The organism is Oceanicaulis sp. HTCC2633, assembly GCF_000152745.1.
In the GTDB taxonomy this organism is placed as follows: domain Bacteria; phylum Pseudomonadota; class Alphaproteobacteria; order Caulobacterales; family Maricaulaceae; genus Oceanicaulis.
Genome location: NZ_CH672428.1, coordinates 1,271,053 through 1,288,127 on the forward strand (window position 1 = coordinate 1,271,053; position 17,075 = coordinate 1,288,127).

Annotated in this window: 15 protein-coding genes; 5 read left to right on the top strand and 10 right to left on the bottom strand. The window is 64.9% G+C overall.

The features are described from left to right. Positions 1-61: 61 nt before the first annotated feature. The 8 genes from OA2633_RS05990 to OA2633_RS06025 all read right to left on the bottom strand — a co-directional run bounded on the left by OA2633_RS05990 (position 62) and on the right by OA2633_RS06025 (position 8,011). On the bottom strand, positions 62-2,254 hold the full coding sequence (locus OA2633_RS05990) for a 3-hydroxyacyl-CoA dehydrogenase NAD-binding domain-containing protein (RefSeq protein ID WP_009801607.1): 2,193 nt from the start codon (positions 2,252-2,254) through the stop codon (positions 62-64). Beyond that, the gene (locus OA2633_RS05995; protein WP_009801608.1) at positions 2,251-2,508 is read right to left on the bottom strand and encodes a hypothetical protein; all 258 of its coding nucleotides are present in this window, start codon (positions 2,506-2,508) and stop codon (positions 2,251-2,253) included. Before OA2633_RS05995 ends, OA2633_RS05990 begins: the two co-directional genes overlap by 4 nt. Next, the gene (locus tag OA2633_RS06000; RefSeq protein ID WP_009801609.1) at positions 2,505-2,774 is read right to left on the bottom strand and encodes a hypothetical protein; all 270 of its coding nucleotides are present in this window, start codon (positions 2,772-2,774) and stop codon (positions 2,505-2,507) included. The genes OA2633_RS05995 and OA2633_RS06000 overlap by 4 nt, the downstream gene beginning before the upstream one ends. 4 nt (positions 2,775-2,778) lie before the next feature. Continuing rightward, entirely contained in the window at positions 2,779-3,987 is a 1,209-nt protein-coding gene (locus OA2633_RS06005) for an acetyl-CoA C-acetyltransferase (protein ID WP_009801610.1), read from the bottom strand. Next, a complete protein-coding gene (locus tag OA2633_RS06010) occupies positions 3,988-4,404 on the bottom strand; it encodes a hypothetical protein (protein ID WP_009801611.1) in 417 nt (138 codons plus the stop codon). It abuts the gene before it with no gap. Beyond that, on the bottom strand, positions 4,404-5,570 hold the full coding sequence (locus OA2633_RS06015; RefSeq protein ID WP_009801612.1) for an acyl-CoA dehydrogenase family protein: 1,167 nt from the start codon (positions 5,568-5,570) through the stop codon (positions 4,404-4,406). The genes OA2633_RS06010 and OA2633_RS06015 overlap by 1 nt, the downstream gene beginning before the upstream one ends. A 73-nt stretch (positions 5,571-5,643) precedes the next feature. Then, positions 5,644-7,425 carry an acyl-CoA dehydrogenase C-terminal domain-containing protein gene (locus tag OA2633_RS06020; protein WP_009801613.1) on the bottom strand — a complete coding sequence of 594 codons (1,782 nt, stop codon included), beginning with the start codon at positions 7,423-7,425 and terminating at the stop codon, positions 5,644-5,646. A gap of 94 nt (positions 7,426-7,519) precedes the next feature. Next, positions 7,520-8,011 carry a MerR family DNA-binding transcriptional regulator gene (locus tag OA2633_RS06025; protein ID WP_009801614.1) on the bottom strand — a complete coding sequence of 164 codons (492 nt, stop codon included), beginning with the start codon at positions 8,009-8,011 and terminating at the stop codon, positions 7,520-7,522. A 165-nt stretch (positions 8,012-8,176) separates the two neighbouring features. On the opposite strand from OA2633_RS06025, the gene OA2633_RS06030 reads away from it, so the two are divergent. The 5 genes from OA2633_RS06030 to OA2633_RS15260 all read left to right on the top strand — a co-directional run bounded on the left by OA2633_RS06030 (position 8,177) and on the right by OA2633_RS15260 (position 15,254). Then, positions 8,177-9,631, top strand: a complete 1,455-nt coding sequence (locus OA2633_RS06030; RefSeq protein ID WP_009801615.1) for a type IV pilus biogenesis/stability protein PilW — start codon at positions 8,177-8,179, stop codon at positions 9,629-9,631. 198 nt (positions 9,632-9,829) lie between these two features. After that, a complete protein-coding gene (locus OA2633_RS06035) occupies positions 9,830-12,976 on the top strand; it encodes a peptidoglycan-binding protein (protein WP_009801616.1) in 3,147 nt (1,048 codons plus the stop codon). Between the two features lie 9 nt (positions 12,977-12,985). Beyond that, entirely contained in the window at positions 12,986-13,912 is a 927-nt protein-coding gene (locus OA2633_RS06040) for a sulfite exporter TauE/SafE family protein (protein ID WP_009801617.1), read from the top strand. Continuing rightward, entirely contained in the window at positions 13,912-14,730 is an 819-nt protein-coding gene (locus OA2633_RS06045; RefSeq protein WP_009801618.1) for a TIGR02186 family protein, read from the top strand. The genes OA2633_RS06040 and OA2633_RS06045 overlap by 1 nt, the downstream gene beginning before the upstream one ends. Before the next feature lie 29 nt (positions 14,731-14,759). Beyond that, positions 14,760-15,254, top strand: a complete 495-nt coding sequence (locus OA2633_RS15260; RefSeq protein ID WP_009801619.1) for a DUF3429 domain-containing protein — start codon at positions 14,760-14,762, stop codon at positions 15,252-15,254. Here OA2633_RS15260 and pdeM read toward each other — a convergent pair. Then, entirely contained in the window at positions 15,251-16,009 is a 759-nt protein-coding gene (pdeM, locus tag OA2633_RS06055) for a ligase-associated DNA damage response endonuclease PdeM (protein ID WP_009801620.1), read from the bottom strand. The genes OA2633_RS15260 and pdeM overlap by 4 nt on opposite strands. Then, the gene (locus OA2633_RS06060; protein ID WP_009801621.1) at positions 16,002-17,021 is read right to left on the bottom strand and encodes a ligase-associated DNA damage response exonuclease; all 1,020 of its coding nucleotides are present in this window, start codon (positions 17,019-17,021) and stop codon (positions 16,002-16,004) included. The genes pdeM and OA2633_RS06060 overlap by 8 nt, the downstream gene beginning before the upstream one ends. Positions 17,022-17,075: the final 54 nt, after the last annotated feature.

Consider the following 17,075-nt stretch of genomic DNA (forward strand, 5'->3'; position numbering starts at 1 on the left):
AGTTACAAATGAAAAGGCCGGGCGAAACGCCCGGCCTTTCCTGTTCGGTCTGCGACCTTGCCTACGCAGCTTTCGCCGGAGCAAAGCGGCCGTAGAAGGTGTCACCCTTGCTGGCCATGTCGCGCAGCAGGGCAGGCACTTCGAACGGCTTGCCGTACTTGGCTTTCAGCGCATCGGCGCGTTCCACGAAGGCCTTGGCGCCGATGGTGTCGATGAAGCTCAGCACGCCGCCGGTATAGGGCGCAAAGCCCCAGGCGAGGATGGAGCCGACATCGGCTTCACGCGGGTCGGCGACGATCTCTTCTTCCATCGTCCGGGCCGCTTCGAGCGCCTGGGCGTAGAGGATGCGATCCTTCAGCTCGTCCACGGTCGGCTGCTCGTCGAGCAGCTTGCCGTTCGGCGCGAACTGATCGAGCTCGTCCCAAAGCTGCTTGCCTTCGTCGGTATAGACGTAGAAGCCCTTCTGGTTCTTGCGGCCATAACGACCCAGCTCGTACATCTTCTCGATGACTTCCGCGTTCGGGGTGTCCTCGAACGCATCGCCCAGGTCCTTCTTGGTCTGCTGAAGCACCTTGTAACCCAGATCAATGGCCACTTCGTCCTGCAGCGAGAGCGGGCCGACCGGCATGCCGGCCATCTTGGCGGCATTCTCGATCAGGGCCGGCTTCACGCCTTCGGTCAGCATGTACATGCCCTGCTCGATGTAACGCATCACGCAGCGGTTGGCGTAGAAGCCGCGGGTGTCGGCGACGACGATCGGGGTCTTCTTGATCTTCGCCACGAAGTCCAGGCACAGCGAGATGGCGCGCGGGCCGGTTTTCTCGCCCACGATCAGCTCGACCAGCATCATCTTCTCGACCGGCGAGAAGAAGTGAACGCCGATGAAATTCTCCGGACGCGAAGAGGCTTCGGCCAGCGACGTGATCGGAATGGTCGAGGTGTTCGAGCCAAAGATCGCGTCCTTGGGCAGGTGCTCTTCAGCCGCCTTGGTGATCTGGTGCTTGAGCTCGGAGTTCTCGAACACCGCCTCGACCACCAGATCGACGTCTTTCAGGAGCGAATAGTCGGTGGTCGCGGTGACGAGGTTGGTCTTGGCGTCCGCCGCTTCCCGGGTGAGCTTGCCGCGCTTGACGCCCTTGGCGAAGTGCGCCGCCACATGGGCCTTGCCCTTGTCCGCGCCTTCCTGGTTGACGTCGATCAGCACAACCTCGATGCCCGCCTGAGCGGAGACCGTGGCGATGCCGGCGCCCATGAAGCCCGCGCCGATGACGGCGATCTTCTTGATCTCGGCCTTCTGCTCGCCTGCCGGACGGCGTGCGCCTTTTTCCAGCGCCTGCTTGGACAGGAAGAGCGAACGGATCATGTTCCGGCTCTCGGGGCGCATCAGCAGCTTGGTGAAATAGCGGCTCTCGATGCGCAGGGCGGCGTCCATCGGGACCTGCAGGCCTTCATAGACGCAGGACAGGATGTAACGCTGGGCCGGATAATTGCCGTAGGTTTCCTTGAGCAGCATCGGGGATGCGCCCATGAAGACCTGAAGGCCGGCGGGGTGGTAGGGGCCGCCGCCGGGGATCTTGAACTTGTCCTGATCCCAGGGCTGCTTGCCGCCCATGGCGTCCGCTTTGACGAGTTCCTTCGCCTTGGCGACGATCTCGGAGAGCGGCGCGATCTCATGCACCACGCCCTGCTGCTTGGCGGTTTCAGCGTCGAGCTGCTTGCCCTGCAGCATGACCGGGGCCGCATTCATCACGCCGATCAGGCGCGGCAGACGCTGGGTGCCGCCGCCGCCCGGCAGAACGCCGACAAGGGCTTCAGGCAGGCCGAGCTTGGCGCCGGTATCGGTCGCCATGACGCGGTAATGGCAGGCGAGCGTGACTTCAAAGCCGCCGCCCAGCGCCAGACCGTTGATGGCGGCTGCGATGGGCTTGCCGCAGGTTTCCAGCGCCCGCAGGGACTGGTTCAGGCGATAGGCTGTGTCGAACAGCTTGGATTTCGCTTCCTCTTCGGACAGGCCCTTGAGGTCGGCCATGCCGCCGCCCAGTTCGGACAGGTCGGCGCCGGCGCAGAAGGCTTTCTTTCCCGAGGTGATGACCGCGCCCTTGATGGCGTCGTCAGAGCCGATCTTCTCGACGATCTGCCCCATCTCCTGCATGACGGAGTTGGACAGAACGTTCATCGAGACGTTCGGAGAGTCAAAGGTGATGAGCGCGATGCCGTCGCCGTCCACCTCGAATTTGAAATGCGTATAGGTCATTGTGAGGTCTCCTGTGACGATGACGCCTGCGCGTCACCGCCCCCTTGGTCATTCTTCTTGAACGTTGAAAAGGCCAGGCCGAACAGAGGCGACAGACACACGCCGATCACGATCCCGGTCGCCAGGCCAAGGGCGAGATTGCCCAGCCAGTCGCCGAAACCGATGCCGAAGATGAGGCCGAGAACCACGCCCGCAGGCAGGCCCTTGCCGATATCCATTTTCGACAGAAGCGTATTGTCCGTCTTCGAAGTCATGCTCCGGTCTCCGTGTCCGTATCGTCTTGATCCTTGGGATCGTCTGACCTGTTCAGCAGAGCTGTTCCGATAGCGACAGCGAACGGCAAACCGACGCCCGGTCCGAAGGCGAGGCCGAGGCCCAGGCCCAGAAGCGGGTTGTCCAGCGAGAGACCGAAGGCCACGCCGAGGGAAATCCCCAGCGCTGCGCCGATGGCCAGCCCGAACGGCAAGCCCTTGAGCAGGGCGTTCTGGCTGGCGGCCGGTTTGGAGTTCGCTTCAGCCATCAGATCAGACGCGCTCGATGATGGTCGCGGTGCCCATGCCGCCGCCGACGCAGAGCGTGGCGAGGCCGGTGCCCTTGCCGGTGCGCTCAAGCTCGTCGAGCACGGTCCCGAGGATCATCGCGCCGGTTGCGCCCAGCGGGTGACCCATGGCGATCGCGCCGCCATTGACGTTGGTCTTGGAGTGCTCGACGCCGAGATCTTCCATGAAGCGCAGAACGACGGACGCGAACGCCTCGTTCATCTCGAACAGATCGATGTCGGACGGGCTCATGCCGGCCTTCTTGAGCGCCTTGCGGGCGGACGGAGCCGGACCGGTCAGCATGATGGTCGGCTCGGAGCCGATGGAGGCCATGGCGCGGATGCGGGCGCGCGGCTTGAGGCCGAGCTTCTCGCCCATTTCCTTGGTGCCGATCAGGATGGCGGCGGCGCCATCCACGATGCCCGAGGAGTTGCCGGCGTGGTGGACGAAGTTGATCTTCTCGATGTCGGGATATTTCTGCATCGCGACCTTATCGAGGCCCACGAACGCCGACAGATCCTTGAAGGACGGCTTGAGGCTCGCCAGCGACTGCATGTCGGTGCCCGGACGCATGTGCTCGTCATGATCGAGCTGGACAAGGCCGAGCTGGTTTTTCACCGGCACGATGGACTTGTCGAAGCGACGCTCTTTCCAGGCGGCTTCGGCGCGGTTCTGGGACTCAATGGCGTAGGCGTCCACATCGTCACGGGAATAGCCGTACTTGGTGGCGATCAGGTCCGCGGACACGCCCTGCGGCACGAAGTAATGGTCAAACGCCATTTCCGGGTCGACCGCCATGGCGCCGCCGTCAGAGCCCATCGGCACGCGGGACATGGCTTCCACGCCGCCGCCAATGGCCATGTCGGCTTCGCCGGACATGACTTTCGCCGCGGCGAGGTTCACCGCTTCAAGGCCGGAGGCGCAGAACCGGTTGACCTGGAAGCCCGAGGCGGTCTCGGCATAGTTGGCGTTGATCGCGGCGGCGCGGGCGATATTGGCGCCCTGCTCGCCGACCGGGGAGACGCAGCCCAGGATCACGTCATCCACATAGGACGTGTCGAGATTGTTGCGCTCACGGATGGCTTCGAGTTGCTGGGTGGCGAGCTGAAGCGCGGTCACTTCGTGAAGCGTGCCGTTCTTCTTGCCCTTGCCGCGCGGGGTCCGCGTGGCGTCAAAGATATAAGCGTCAGTCATTTACTGGGCTCCCTGTGTTTGGGCTCCCGTCGCGCCGCAGGCGTGGCGGGTCCATTCGTAATGTCCGTCCGAGACAGTGATCTCGCTGTCGGAGACGCGACTGAGGATGTGCGTGTTCTCGGCCATTCGCTGGCCTTCTTCTGCGCATTGCGTGCGCGCTGCGATCCGGTCCCCGTCGCGTTCAAGCGCGAGGACGTCGCAGCTGCGTTCGTAGAGCTCGAGCCGGTCCGGGCCGAGCCGGAACAGACCCTCTTCCGCACACGAGGCGTCCATGCCCCAGCGTCCGGAGAAGGTCTGTTCAAAATAGGCGCGCGGCGAAGCCGCCTCGGGGGCGGCCTCGCTCGCTGGCGGCGCGTCAGGCGCACAGGCGACGAGCAGACCGCCCGCCGCAGCACTTATGACGAACCGCGTCAGCATTACAGCGTCCGGGCGATCAGGAGCTTCATGATCTCGTTGGTGCCGCCATAGATGCGCTGCACCCGCGAGTCCCGCCACATGCGCGCGATGGGATACTCGTTCATGAAGCCATAGCCGCCATGCAGCTGGACGCATTCGTCGATCAGCTCGCACTGGATGTCCGTCGTCCAGTATTTCGCCATCGACGCCGTCGCCGCATCGAGCTGGCCCTTGATCAGAAGATCAGAGCAGTGCTGGACAAAGACCTCGGCGATGGTCGCCTTGGACTTGAGTTCGGCGAGCTTGAACTGGGTGTTCTGGAAGCCCATCACCGGCTTGCCGAACGCCTGGCGTTCCTTGACATAGGCGATGGTCTCGGCGAGGGCGCGCTTCATCATGCCCACGGCCTGGACCGCGATCTGAAGACGCTCCTGCGGCAGCTGTTCCATCAGCTGGAAGAAGCCCTGGCCTTCCGCCTCGCCCAGCAGGGCCTCGGCGGGGACCTTCATGTCCTCAAAGAACAGCTCGGCGGTGTCCTGGGACTTCATGCCGACCTTGTCGAGATTGCGGCCGCGTCGGAAGCCGTCCAGCCCGTCGGTCTCGACGAGGAAGAGCGAGGTGCCCTTGGCGCCGCCCTTGGGATCGGTCTTGGCCACGACCACGATGAAGTTCGCGGTGCCGCCATTGGTGATGAAGGTCTTGGACCCGTTGATCTTGTAGCCATTGCCGTCCTTGACGGCCGTGGTCTTGATGCCCTGAAGATCAGAGCCGGCGCCCGGCTCGGTCATGGCGATCGCGCCGACATATTCGCCGGAGATCAGCTTGGGCAGGATGCGCTTTTTCTGCTCTTCAGTGCCGTAGTGCCAAACGTAAGGGGCCACGATGGAGTTGTGCAGGCTCGCGCCCCAGCCATCCACGCCCATTTCGGAAATGGCCATGTGGAAGGCGTAGTCATGGCGCCAGTCGCCGCCGGCTCCGCCGTATTCCTCGGGGGCTGCGGGACACAGCAGGCCGTTCTCGCCCGCCTTGTTCCAGACCTCGCGGTCCACCATGCCTTCCTTTTCCCAACGATCGCCGTGGGGCAGGCATTCCTTTTCGATGAAGCTGCGCACAGCGCCATCGAAAATGTTGACGTCTTCCTGATCCAGCCATTCAGGCTTGGGCACATTGAGAACTTGCGCCGTCATTTGGTCTCCTCCCAGATAGGTCTTGGCGAAAAAGCCCTCCGTCCCAGGGACGGAGGGCTTTTCGCAATCAGTCTCAGAACGCCTCGGCTTCGAGGGTCATCATGGTCTCGGCGCCGGATTCGATGCGGGCCAGATGGGCGTCCGCCTGCGGCAACCAGCGTTCGACGAAATATTTCGCCGTCACCAGCTTGGTCGCGTAGATCGGATCGCTGTCGCCCTTCTTGGCGGCCGCCACCTTGGCCATTTTCGCCCACATATAGGCAAAGCAGGTCAGGCCGAAGAGGTGCATGTAATCGGTCGAGGCGGCGCCGGCGTTGTCGAAGTTCTCAAGGCCCTTCTCGACCAGCCAGTTGGTGGCCTTCTGAAGCTTGGCCTTCACGTCCGCGAGACCGTCCACATAGATCTTGAGATCGGCGTCGCCCTGGTTCTCGGCGATGAAGTCATCGAGCTCGCCGAAGAAGGAGTTGATCGGACGCATGCCGGCCATGGCCAGCTTGCGGCCCACCAGGTCCAGCGCCTGAACGCCGTTGGTGCCTTCATAGATCAGGGTGATGCGCGCATCGCGCAGGAGCTGCTCGATGCCCCACTCACGGGTGAAGCCCGAACCGCCATGCACCTGCAGGCCGGTGGAGACGCTCTCATAACCCTTGTCGGTCAGATAGCCCTTCACGATCGGGGTCAGCAGCGCCATGAAATCGCCAGCCTTCTCGCGCACGGCCTCGTCCTCGGCCTTGTGCTCGAGATCGCCCTGCAGCGCGGTCCAGTAGGTGAAGGCGCGCGCGCCCTCCACGAACACTTTCTGGTCCATCAGCATGCGGCGCACATCGGGGTGCACGATGATCGGGTCGGCCGGGCCGTCCGGGTTTTTCGGACCGGTCAGGGAGCGGCCCTGGATGCGGTCCTTCGCGAAGGCCAGCGAATACTGGTAGGCGGTTTCCGCCAGGCCCAGACCCTGCAGGCCCACGCCCAGACGCGCCTCGTTCATCATGACGAACATGATCTTGAGGCCCTTGTTCTCTTCACCCACGAGCCAGCCGGTCGCCTCGTCATAGTTCATGACGCAGGTGGCGTTGCCGTGAATGCCCATCTTCTCTTCCAGGCCGCCGCACTTGAGCGAGTTGCGCTCGCCCGGATTGCCATCGGCGTCCGGCAGGTATTTGGGCACCACGAACAGCGAGATGCCTTTCACGCCCTGCGGCGCGCCTTCAACGCGCGCCAGCACCAGGTGAACGATATTGCCGCTCATCTCGTGCTCGCCGGCGGAGATCCAGATCTTCTGGCCGGAAATCTTGTAGGTGCCGTCGCCCTGGGGAACCGCCTTGGTGCGCAGCATGCCCAGATCGGTGCCGCAATGGGGCTCGGTCAGGTTCATGGTGCCCGACCATTCGCCGGAGAACATCTTCGGCAGGTAAAGCTCTTTCTGTTCCTGGGAACCGCCCACCAGAAGGGCTTGCGCCGCGCCGTTGGTCAGGCCCGGATACATGCCGAACGCCATGTTGCAGCTGGTGACCATCTCGTTGAAGGCGAGATTGAGATAGTGCGGCAGCGCCTGACCGCCGAATTCCGCCGGCGCGGACAGAGCCGTCCAGCCGCCTTCGGTCATCTGGTCGTAAGCGTCCTTGAAGCCGGTGGGGGTGGTGACCACGCCGTCATCGAGCTTGCAGCCCTCATGGTCGCCGACCTTGTTGAGCGGATGCAGCACGCCTTCGCAGAACTTGCCGCCCTCTTCCAGGATGGCGTTGACGATATCCTCGGACGCATCCGCGAAGCCGGGAATGTCGCTGTATTGCTGAACGTTCAGCAGCTCGTTCAGCACAAATTTCTGGTCTCGATTTGGGGCCTTGTAGTCGGGCATTGGGACCGTCTCCGTAGGGGTCGAGGTGGTTATAGGTATGGGGCCATGTCGGCCTGTGCGCGTCGAGTCCTGTCACGGCCTCTTCGCGAAAGCGTCATATCGGGTCGTCCGGCGCATGGCCGGACCATTGCGTCAGTCGGGCCGAGGCCAGCGCCTCGAAGGCGGCGGCGCGGCGCTTGATGTCTTCGGACGGCTCCCGGTCGGCCAGCCGCTCTTCCAGCCAGGCGCAACCGGCGTTCAGTTCGGCGAGCGCGTCCTCGATGTCATTGCGTTGCTGTTCGAGCGCCGTGATCCGCGCGCGAAACCGTTTGAGATTGCGCGACAGGGTTTCATGCGAGCGGGCCGCAAGCGCTTCAAGGTCCAGCATCTCACCGATTTCCTCGAGCGAGAAGCCCACCCGCCGACCGCGCAGGATCAGGGAGAGGCGCGCCACATCGGCGGCCGTGTACCAGCGCGATCCGCCGCGACGCTTGGGATTGAGCAGGCCTTTCTGCTCGTAAAAGCGCAGCGTGCGCGGGGTCACGTCGAACTTTTCCGCGATCTCGCGGATCGAAAGCTCAACATCAGAGGGCGCAGTCTGAGTCATGGCGGGGAGTGTATGCGCCTTGACGTGAACGTCAACGTCAATCTGGTGACATCTATGCGACGCCCTCAACCTTGTCTTATAGACGCCTTGACCGCGCCGCATTCGTCGATTGATTTGGCGGTTAACTGAAGCAGACTCGCCGTTCATTCGGCCAAGGATTTGCAAATGCGCCTGATCGCGTTCGCCGCCTGCCTTTTGCTGACCTCGCCCGCCTGGGCGCAAGGCGAAGCCGCGTCTGCGCCCGCCGACGAAATCCAGACCCTGTGGCGGGTGGATGTCTCTTCGGTCGGGTCCTCCGCCGCCCGCGAAGGCCGGTCCCGCAGCGTGCGATACGGAGAGGACTGGGCCAGCTGGGTGACCGAACAGGGCGCGCAGATGTGGCTCGATATCGGCCAGCGCGCGCTCTACGCCCAACCCGCCGATCAGACCGATATCATGCAGACCAGCCTATATGCCGAGGCGCGGCGCCATCTTGATATCTATGTCGCGCTCAGCGAGGGCGGGCGTCGCGACGTCATCAGCTTCGGCAATGCCGGGACCTTTGACAGGGTCTGGCTCGAAGCCGCCACCGGCGTCTCCTCCCAGAGCGGCGCGCTGGCCCTCACCGACACCCCCACCGGCTTTGTCGCCCAGTACAACAACCAGCTTGTCTTCAGCGCGGATTATGGCGGCGAAGGATCGAGGTGCGAGACGGACAGCATAGACAATGCACATGCCGCCAGCGCCCTGGCGTGGCTGCCCTATGTCGCTCCGATCCACCCCGAAATCATGGCGCGCCTGTCTCAGTCCTCGCGCTTTCCCTGTGCGTTCAGCTTCATCGTCTACAGCCCCGACAGCCCCGCCGGGCGCATGGAGCGCTGGACCCGTGACGTCGACGCGCCGGAGGTCCTGCCTGGCTTGCCGCCATTGCCCGAGAACGCGACCCTGATCCCGGCGGGCGCGGATCGCCTGAACCAGGTGCTCGAGGCTGCGCAGAGCGCCCTGTCCGGCGCTCGGGGCTCCGCGCCGACGCCGGTGGATTTCTTTGACGAAAGCCAGAGTCTTCAGGAAGACGGCGATTATGCGGGCGCCCTGCTGGTGCAGATTCAGGAAACCCATCATTTCGGCCCCTGCCCGGAAGCCTCCATCGGCAGCGATCGCCTGACCTGCGCCTATGCCAGCGCTCTGGCGCTCCAGGGCGCTGAGGATGAAGACTTCCGCACCCTGTCAGCAGGGCTGGAAGCGCTCGCGGAGAATGATCCAGCTGCGGCGGTTGAGCGTTTCGCCCTGTTCATCGACCGGGACGGCCATGCCGGAGCCGCAGCGCGCCTTCTGACCGCGAACGCGCTGATCAGCTGGGGGCGCGTCGGCCTGCAAGCGCATCCTGAACTCGATCCCGCGCAATTGCTGGCTCAGGCCCTGGTCCTGGACCCTTTCGCTCCCGACGCCTACTGGCATCTGGGTCAGCGCTATCTGGCCGCTGGCGCCCCCGCGCCGGCCTGGTCCCTGTTCGATCTCGGACGCGAATTGCCGCGCCCGATCGAGGATACGCCGCTCGCCCAGGTCGATGTGCTGGAGGCGCGCATGACCGAGCTGGCCCCCTTCTGGCTGCCGTCAGCCCCCTCCATGCCTGTTCAGTGATCAGATTCTCTCCAGTTTAAGAGAGATTTACGAGGCGTTAACCGCATCACCTGCTCTTGATTCAGAGTTGAGTCCGTGCGTTCGCCCGCCGGAGCGGTGATTCCATGTGGATATACCAGATATGGCGCCTGCCTGACTGGTTTACACAATATTAACCGCGTCTATAGGGTCGAGGCTGGACATTGGAGATGAGTCGGCATGCCGCCTGTGGCGCCCTGGAGTGTGAAGGGGATTGATCCCCGCGCCCGCGCCCTCGCCAAATCTGCGGCGAGGCGTGAAGGCATGACTCTGGGCGAATGGCTCAATCGGGTCATTCTGGATGACGGCGTCTCCGAACCCGCCAAGGACTGGGATGATCAGCTGTCGCGCTTCCCCGGATTCGGCGGCGGCGATGGCGGCGGATCTGACAGCGATGACGCGCTGAACGAGCTGGTGCAGCGCCTGTCTGACCGGCTGGAGGCGTCCGAGCGGCGCTCTACCCAGGCCCTCTCCCATATCGATCAGTCGGTGACCGCGATCTCGCGCCGCCTCGACATGATCGAGGACAATATCGATGACGACGGCGAAAGCGCGCAGGACGCGCTCAAGCGCACCCGCGCCCAGCAGGATGAACTTCTCGATCGCGTTCGCCGTCTCGAGCGCTCCGGACCGGGCGCAGGCGCAGACCCCGCCGCATTGAAGTCTGTCGAGACCACTGTCGGGAAACTGGCCAGCCGTCTTTACGAGACCGAGCGCGATGTGCGCACCGAACTCGATAACCTGGCGCACAAGGAAGAGCGTCGCCGCGACAGCGCCGAGCGCGGCCTCGAAAAGCTGGGCCAGCGCCTGGAGGACACCGAGAAGACCCTGACCGACGAGACCCGCGCCCTGCGCGATCTGGTCGAGACCCGCGATGAACGCACCCAGTCCCTGCTGAGCGATCTGCAGGACACTTCACGCTCGCTGCAAAGCCGGATCATCTCGGCGGAAAGCGCTACCCAGCGCGCTGCTGAAGCGCTGGCGGGTTCACAGGAGAAGCTCGATGCGCGGTTGCGCCAGCTCGAGAGCCTGCAGTCGAACGCCCTCAAGGAAGAGGATGTGCAGCGGCGCATTGATGCGCTGGCGCGCGAAGTCGCCGATGTGATCCGCGACACGCGCAGCGAATGTGCGCGCCAGATCGCGGAAGTCACCAGGAACGCGGACGGTCCGCGTCTTGAGCGCGCGCTGGCGGAGGCGGAAACGCGACTGCGCGCCGCCGAGCAGCGCCAGTCTGATTCCCTTCAGCGCATCGGCGCGGAAGTGGCCCGCCTGGCGCGGGCCGTGGATCAGAGACTGGACCGGTCAGAGCAGCGCCTTCAGCGCCGCCTGGATGAAGCCGAAGCCAAACGACAGAACAAAGAAGATCGCGCCGACATCGAAGCGCGTCTCGAAAAGGTTCGCCAGGACAATTCCGTTGCGATGCGGCGGATTGGCGAACAGGTGGCCAAGCTTGGGGAAAACTTGGCAGATCGCGTACAGCAGGCCGAGCACCGCTCGGCGCAGGCGGTCGAAGCAGCGGGCGAACGCATGGCCCAGGTTGTCGAACGACTGGAACAGTCCCGCTCCTCCAATACGGAGCAGGATCTGGAAACCCGTATCCGCGCCTCGGAAGAACGCACGGCCCAGCGCATCGAACAGGCCATGACCGGCCTTCATGAGCGTCTGGATCAGGCCCGGCAGGACACCAGCGAAGCGTTGTCGCCTGTCCAGAAGGCCATGAACGCGCTGGCGATCCGGCTTGAAGCCATTGAGGGTCGCAAGGGCAAATCCCGGGACAAGGACAAGGACGAGTCCAAGGCCATCGTTCAGGAAGCGGACGACGCCATCAACGACTTCTCCAGACCCTTGCCCGAAGCGCCAGACCGCTGGGTGAACGCAGACGATTCCGATGAGGATTTCGCGCTGCCCGCGCACGACGATTTCGACATCAAGGCGGAACCCGCTCGCGCCTCTTCCTTCACCCGTCCGGATCCGGTCCCTGTCGCCTCCGCCAAGCCTCAGCCTGCGCCGCAGCACCGCGCGCCCGAAGCCGAGGCCGAACCGCGCAAACCCGCCGCCATGGGCGCGACCGCCGATGCGGACTTCCTGGCGAAGGCCCGCAAGCAGGTGCGCGCGAACCGGGGCGGAGAGGCGGGATGGACCCCGCCCGTTCAGAAAGAGCAGCGCGGCTCCAACAAGACCTTGCTCCTGGGCGCCAGCGCGCTGGGCTTTCTCGCCATCGCGGCGGCGGCCGGCATGCTGGTGATGGAAGCGATCAATGGTCCCGAACAGTCGGCCCTGAGCGCGGACCCGTCCGCGTCGCTGTCGAGCCTTTTCTCCGAACCGGCGGACCTGTCCGCGCCCTCCACCGATACCGGCGCTCCCGCAATACAGGCCGAGCCTGCTGCGACGTCTGGGACAGAGACTGCCGCGGCAGACGCTGAGACCGTCCAGAGCCAGCCCGAGGCTGCGCCAGCTCCAACCCAAGCAGCTCCGACCCCCGCCCCGCCTCCGCAACAGCGTGCATCACAAACCGAAGCGGCGCCGAGCCTTGAAAGCGCCGCAGCCAGTGGCGACGCCGTGGCGCGCTATCAGCTGGCGCTGCAGCAGCTGGAAGACCAGCGCTATTCGGACGCCGCCGCCCTGATGCGCCGCGCCGCCGAGCAAGGCGTTCCCGCGGCGCAGCGCCGCTTTGCGCTGATGCTGGCCAATGGCGAGGGCGTGCCCGCCAATCCGGCCGCAGCCCGCGACTGGATGGCCCGCGCCGCCGGGAACGGCAATGTGCAGGCCATGCATGACGCAGGCGGCATGTTCATCAACGCCGAGTCCACGCCTGAATTTCAGGAAACCGCGGCCCGCTGGTTCGAACAGGGGGCGCTTCACGGTCTCGTGGACAGTCAGGTGAATATCGCGCTTCTCTTCAAGGAAGGCTTCGGCGTGCCGCAAAGCCCGGCTGACGCCTATGCCTGGTTCACCATCGCTGCGAATGCAGGAGACGCCGAGGCGCGCAATTCCGCCGCCGAGCTGCGCTCCATGCTGACCCCCGAACAGCGCGCGGCGGCGGAATCGGTCGCCCGCAACTTCACCCCGCGCCCATCCGATCCCGAAGCGCAGGGCGATTACGCGCCCCAGCCGTGGGAGACCGACGTCATCGCCAGCCCGGCCCAGATCGCCCGGGCCCAGGCGCTCCTGTCCCAGCTGGGCTACCAGCCCGGCCCTGCGGACGGGATGATGGGCGCGCGCACGCGCAGCGCCATTCGTGACTTCCGCCGTTCTGAAGGCCTGACAGTGTCGGACCGGGTGGACAGCACCCTGCTCTCACGGCTTGAACAAGCCGCCGCCGGTTAGGCCGGGGCGGTGCAGATCTACCTGCCCATAGCCGAGATTTCGCTGAACCTCTGGCTCTTGCTGGGCCTGGGTCTGGGCGTGGGATTTCTATCGGGCCTGTTCGGCGTGGGCGGCGGCTTCCTGATGACGCCGATCCTGATCTTTCTCGGGATTCCACCCGCTGTGGCCGTGTCTAGCCAGGCGAACCAGATTGTCGCCAGCTCGGTTTCCGGCGCGCTCGCCCATTTCCGGCGCAAGACGCTGGATGTGAAAATGGGGCTGATCCTGCTGATCGGCGGCGTGGTCGGCTCGATTTCCGGCGTCCAGCTCTTCGGCCTGCTGCAGCGCCTGGGGCAGATCGATCTCGTGATTTCGCTCTGCTATGTGGGCTTTCTGGGCGTCATCGGCGGCCTGATGCTGGTGGAAAGCGTGAACGCCATCCGTCGTCGGCGCGGCGCGAGCGGCCCGGTGCGCCCCAAGCGCCGCAAGCGCGGACTGATCGACGCCCTGCCCTTCAAGACTCGCTTTGCGGTCTCGGGCCTCTACATGAGCGTCATCCCGCCCATCGCCATCGGGTTTCTCGTAGGCGGACTTGCCGCGCTGATGGGCGTTGGCGGCGGCTTCGTCATGGTTCCCGCCATGATCTACCTTCTGCGCATGCCCACGAATGTGGTGATCGGCACCTCCCTGTTCCAGATCCTCTTCGTGGCCGCGCTGACGAGCTTTCTGCAGGCGGTGCAGAACCAGACCGTGGACATGGTTCTGGCGGGCATCCTGATCCTCGGCAGCGTGGTGGGCGCCCAGATCGGCGCGCGCTTCACCAGCAAGATCCCGGCTGAAGAGCTGCGCGCCCTCCTGGCGCTGATCGTGGTCAGCGTCTGCCTGAAACTGGCCTGGGACCTTACCAGCACGCCGGCCGACCTGTTTGTGCTCATCGACGCACAGGGAGGTCAGTGATGCTCAGACACCTCGCTCTGGTCCTGACCCTTCTCGCCGCCGCGGGCGGGACAGCCTTTGCAGCGCCGCCTGAAGGCGTCCAGCCGCCCGCCCAGATCGCCGCCGCCCTGACCGAGGATGTGGTGGAGATCCGCTCCACCTTCGCCGGCGCCGAGCTGACCCTTTACGGCGCGGCGACCGGGCTGCAGGAAGGGGATGACATCGTGGTGGCCGTGCGCGGCCCGGCTGGCGATCTGCGGGTCATGCAGAAACGCCGGGTGCTGGGCATCTGGATCAACGCCGCCCCGGTCCGGTTCGAGGATGTGGCGGGGTATTACGCGGTCGCCTCCACGCGCCCGCTGTCTGACTTCGCCAGCTTCTCGGCGCTCCGCCGCAATCAAATCGGCATGGACCATGTGCGGCTCTACGCGCCTGAAAGCATTCGCCGGGAAACCCTGTTCGGCGTGCGCAACGTGATGGTGACCGATCTTGGGGGCGAGATCGTGGACTATCGCGCAGCCCTGGTGCGCAACAAGGCCCGGCGCGGCCTGTACGGCGAAGCGCCGGGCGGCGTCGAACTGCTGGAAGGCGGGCTGTTCAGGGCCCGTGTGATCCTGCCGCCCACCACGCCGACCGGCACCTATAACGCAGATGTGTACCTGTTCCGGGATGGACAACCCATCGCAACCCGGCGCACGGATCTGACCGTGGTGAAGGCGGGCGCAGAGCGGGCCATCTATGATCTGGCCCAGAACCGTCCGGTCGTGTACGCCTTTATCTCGGTCCTTCTGGCCATGCTGGCCGGGTGGACGGCGGCCGCGGTCACCCAGCGGCGCTAATGGTTCAAGTCTGATACGAGGCGCCCGCCATGCAACGTCTTAGCGAAGCTCCCCCTCTGGTCCTGATCCTCGGGTTTGGCGGCCTTCTGCCCTTCCTCGCCGGCGCCATCGGCGTCATGGCGGGCGGCCAGGCCGCGCTGCAGGCGGCGACCGCCCTTCCGGTCTACGCTGCGGTGATCCTGTCCTTCCTGGCGGGCGGACGCTGGGCCAGCGAGCTGGTGATCCGCAGCGACAAGCCGCGCTCTGGGGTCATGGTGCTGTCCATCCTCCTGAGCCTTGCGGGATGGGTCGCGGTGGTCATCCAGGTCTGGAACCGTCCCGGACTGCCGCTAGATCTGGAGCTGACCGGCTGGGGCCTGCTGATCGCGGGCTTCGTCATCCAGTTCCTTTGGGACCGGACCGCCATTCGCGGCGCCACCTTTCCCGGCTGGTACATGCCGCTGCGCTTCATCCTGACCGCTGTTGTCGTGCTGTGCCTGGCGCTGACCGCCTTCGTGCGCAGTTCTCCGACCTTCAGCCTCTAATCGCCCAGAAGGCGGGACCCGCTGACCGCATAGACCCGGTCACGGCCCAGCATGTAGGCGTGCGGACGCTCACGGAAGAGCGGCGCATAGGCGGCGTCGCAGACATTCAGCCCACCGGTGAACGCCCCGAAGGCGGGCAGGATCAGCCGCGCGCCATCGGTGGCGAAACAGCGCCGACGCACACGGCGTCCCTGTCCTGAAATCTTCGCGCACGGATGCAGATGCCCGGCCACCTCGCCGGGATGATCACCCGCCTGCGGTTCATGACGCAGATGGAGCGGGCCCAGATCAAGCTCGAACCCGGCGCGGCCGCCAAAGCGCTCCGGCGGCTTCGGGTCGTGATTGCCTTCAATCCAAAGCCAGTCCTCGACCGAGGCGACGATCTCAGACAGAGCGTCCGCATCTTCAGGGGCCATACGGTCATCCGCGCCCAGATCATGGAAGCTGTCGCCCAGCGCCACCACACGGCGCGGCTGATAGATCGCAATGGCCTCCGCCAGCTTTCGCAACGTGGCGCGGGTGTCATAGGGGGGCAGGAACTGGCCGCGCACCGCATAGGCGCTGCCCTTCTCAAAATGCAGATCGCTGACCAGCAGCACGCCTTCCTCCGCCCAGACCGCCACGCCGGACGGGTCCGCGATCAGGCGGGCGCCGTTCACGGTCATCAGGACCGGATCGGTGAGGGGCGTGCGAAGCGGCTGGGTCATCATGTCAGTTAGGCGCGGTCCGCGGAACGAGGCAAGGCGTTCAGTCATCCTCGTCTTCATATCCCACCAGCGAGAGCGGGCGGGCCTTATAGCCCTCAAGTTCCGCCCAGCGCGCCAGGGCGTCATCGCGGCCATGAGTGATCCAGACCTCTTCCGGGTTCACGTCGCGAACCGTCCGGGTCAGCTCGTCCCAGTCGGCATGGTCCGACAGGATCAAAGGCAGCTCGACGCCGCGCTGGCGCGCCCTTGCGCGCACCTGCATCCAGCCCGACGCGAAGCTGATGACCGGATCGGAGAACCGCCGCGCCCAGGCCGTCTGAAACGAGGATGGCGGCCCGATCACGATCTTGCCGGCGAAATCCTGCTTCGTTCCCTCGCCATCCTTCAGGGTGGCTTTTGCGAGCGGACCGAGATCGACGCCATGATCCTGATAGAGCGCACAGAGCTGCTCCATCGCGCCATGGATATGGATGGGCGCGTCATGGCCCGCTTCGCGCAACAGACAGATCAGGCGCTGCGCCTTGCCCAGAGCATACGCTCCGACAAGATGGGTGCGATCCGGGTTCTCCTGCACGCTCTTGAGCAGTTTGGCGATCTCGCCCGCATCATCCGGATGCCGGAACACCGGCAGGGCGAAGGTCGCCTCGGTCACATAGACATGGGCGGGAAACACCTCGAAAGGCGCACAGGTGGGATCGCGGCGGCGCTTGTAATCGCCCGACACTCCGATCACGAGACCTTTCCATTCGAGCCGGATCTGGGCGCTGCCCAGGACATGTCCGGCCGGATGAAAGCTCACCTCCACCTCGCCGATCCTGAGGCGTTCGCCATAGGAAATGGGAACCGGATCCGGCGTGAACGCCTCGCCATACCGCGCCGCCATGATGGCGAGTGTCTCAGGCGTCGCCAGAACGCGATCATGCCCGGCCCGCGCGTGGTCGGCGTGGCCATGGGTGACCAGCGCCCGCTCGGCCGGCCGCATGGGGTCAATGAAAAAGCCCCCGGGTTCACACCAGAGGCCGCGTTCGGTCTCGCGCAGAAGCTGCTCAGGTCGGATCATGGAGAAGACATAGGGCGTCTTCGGGGGCCGGGAAACCGGAGATCCTGACAGGAA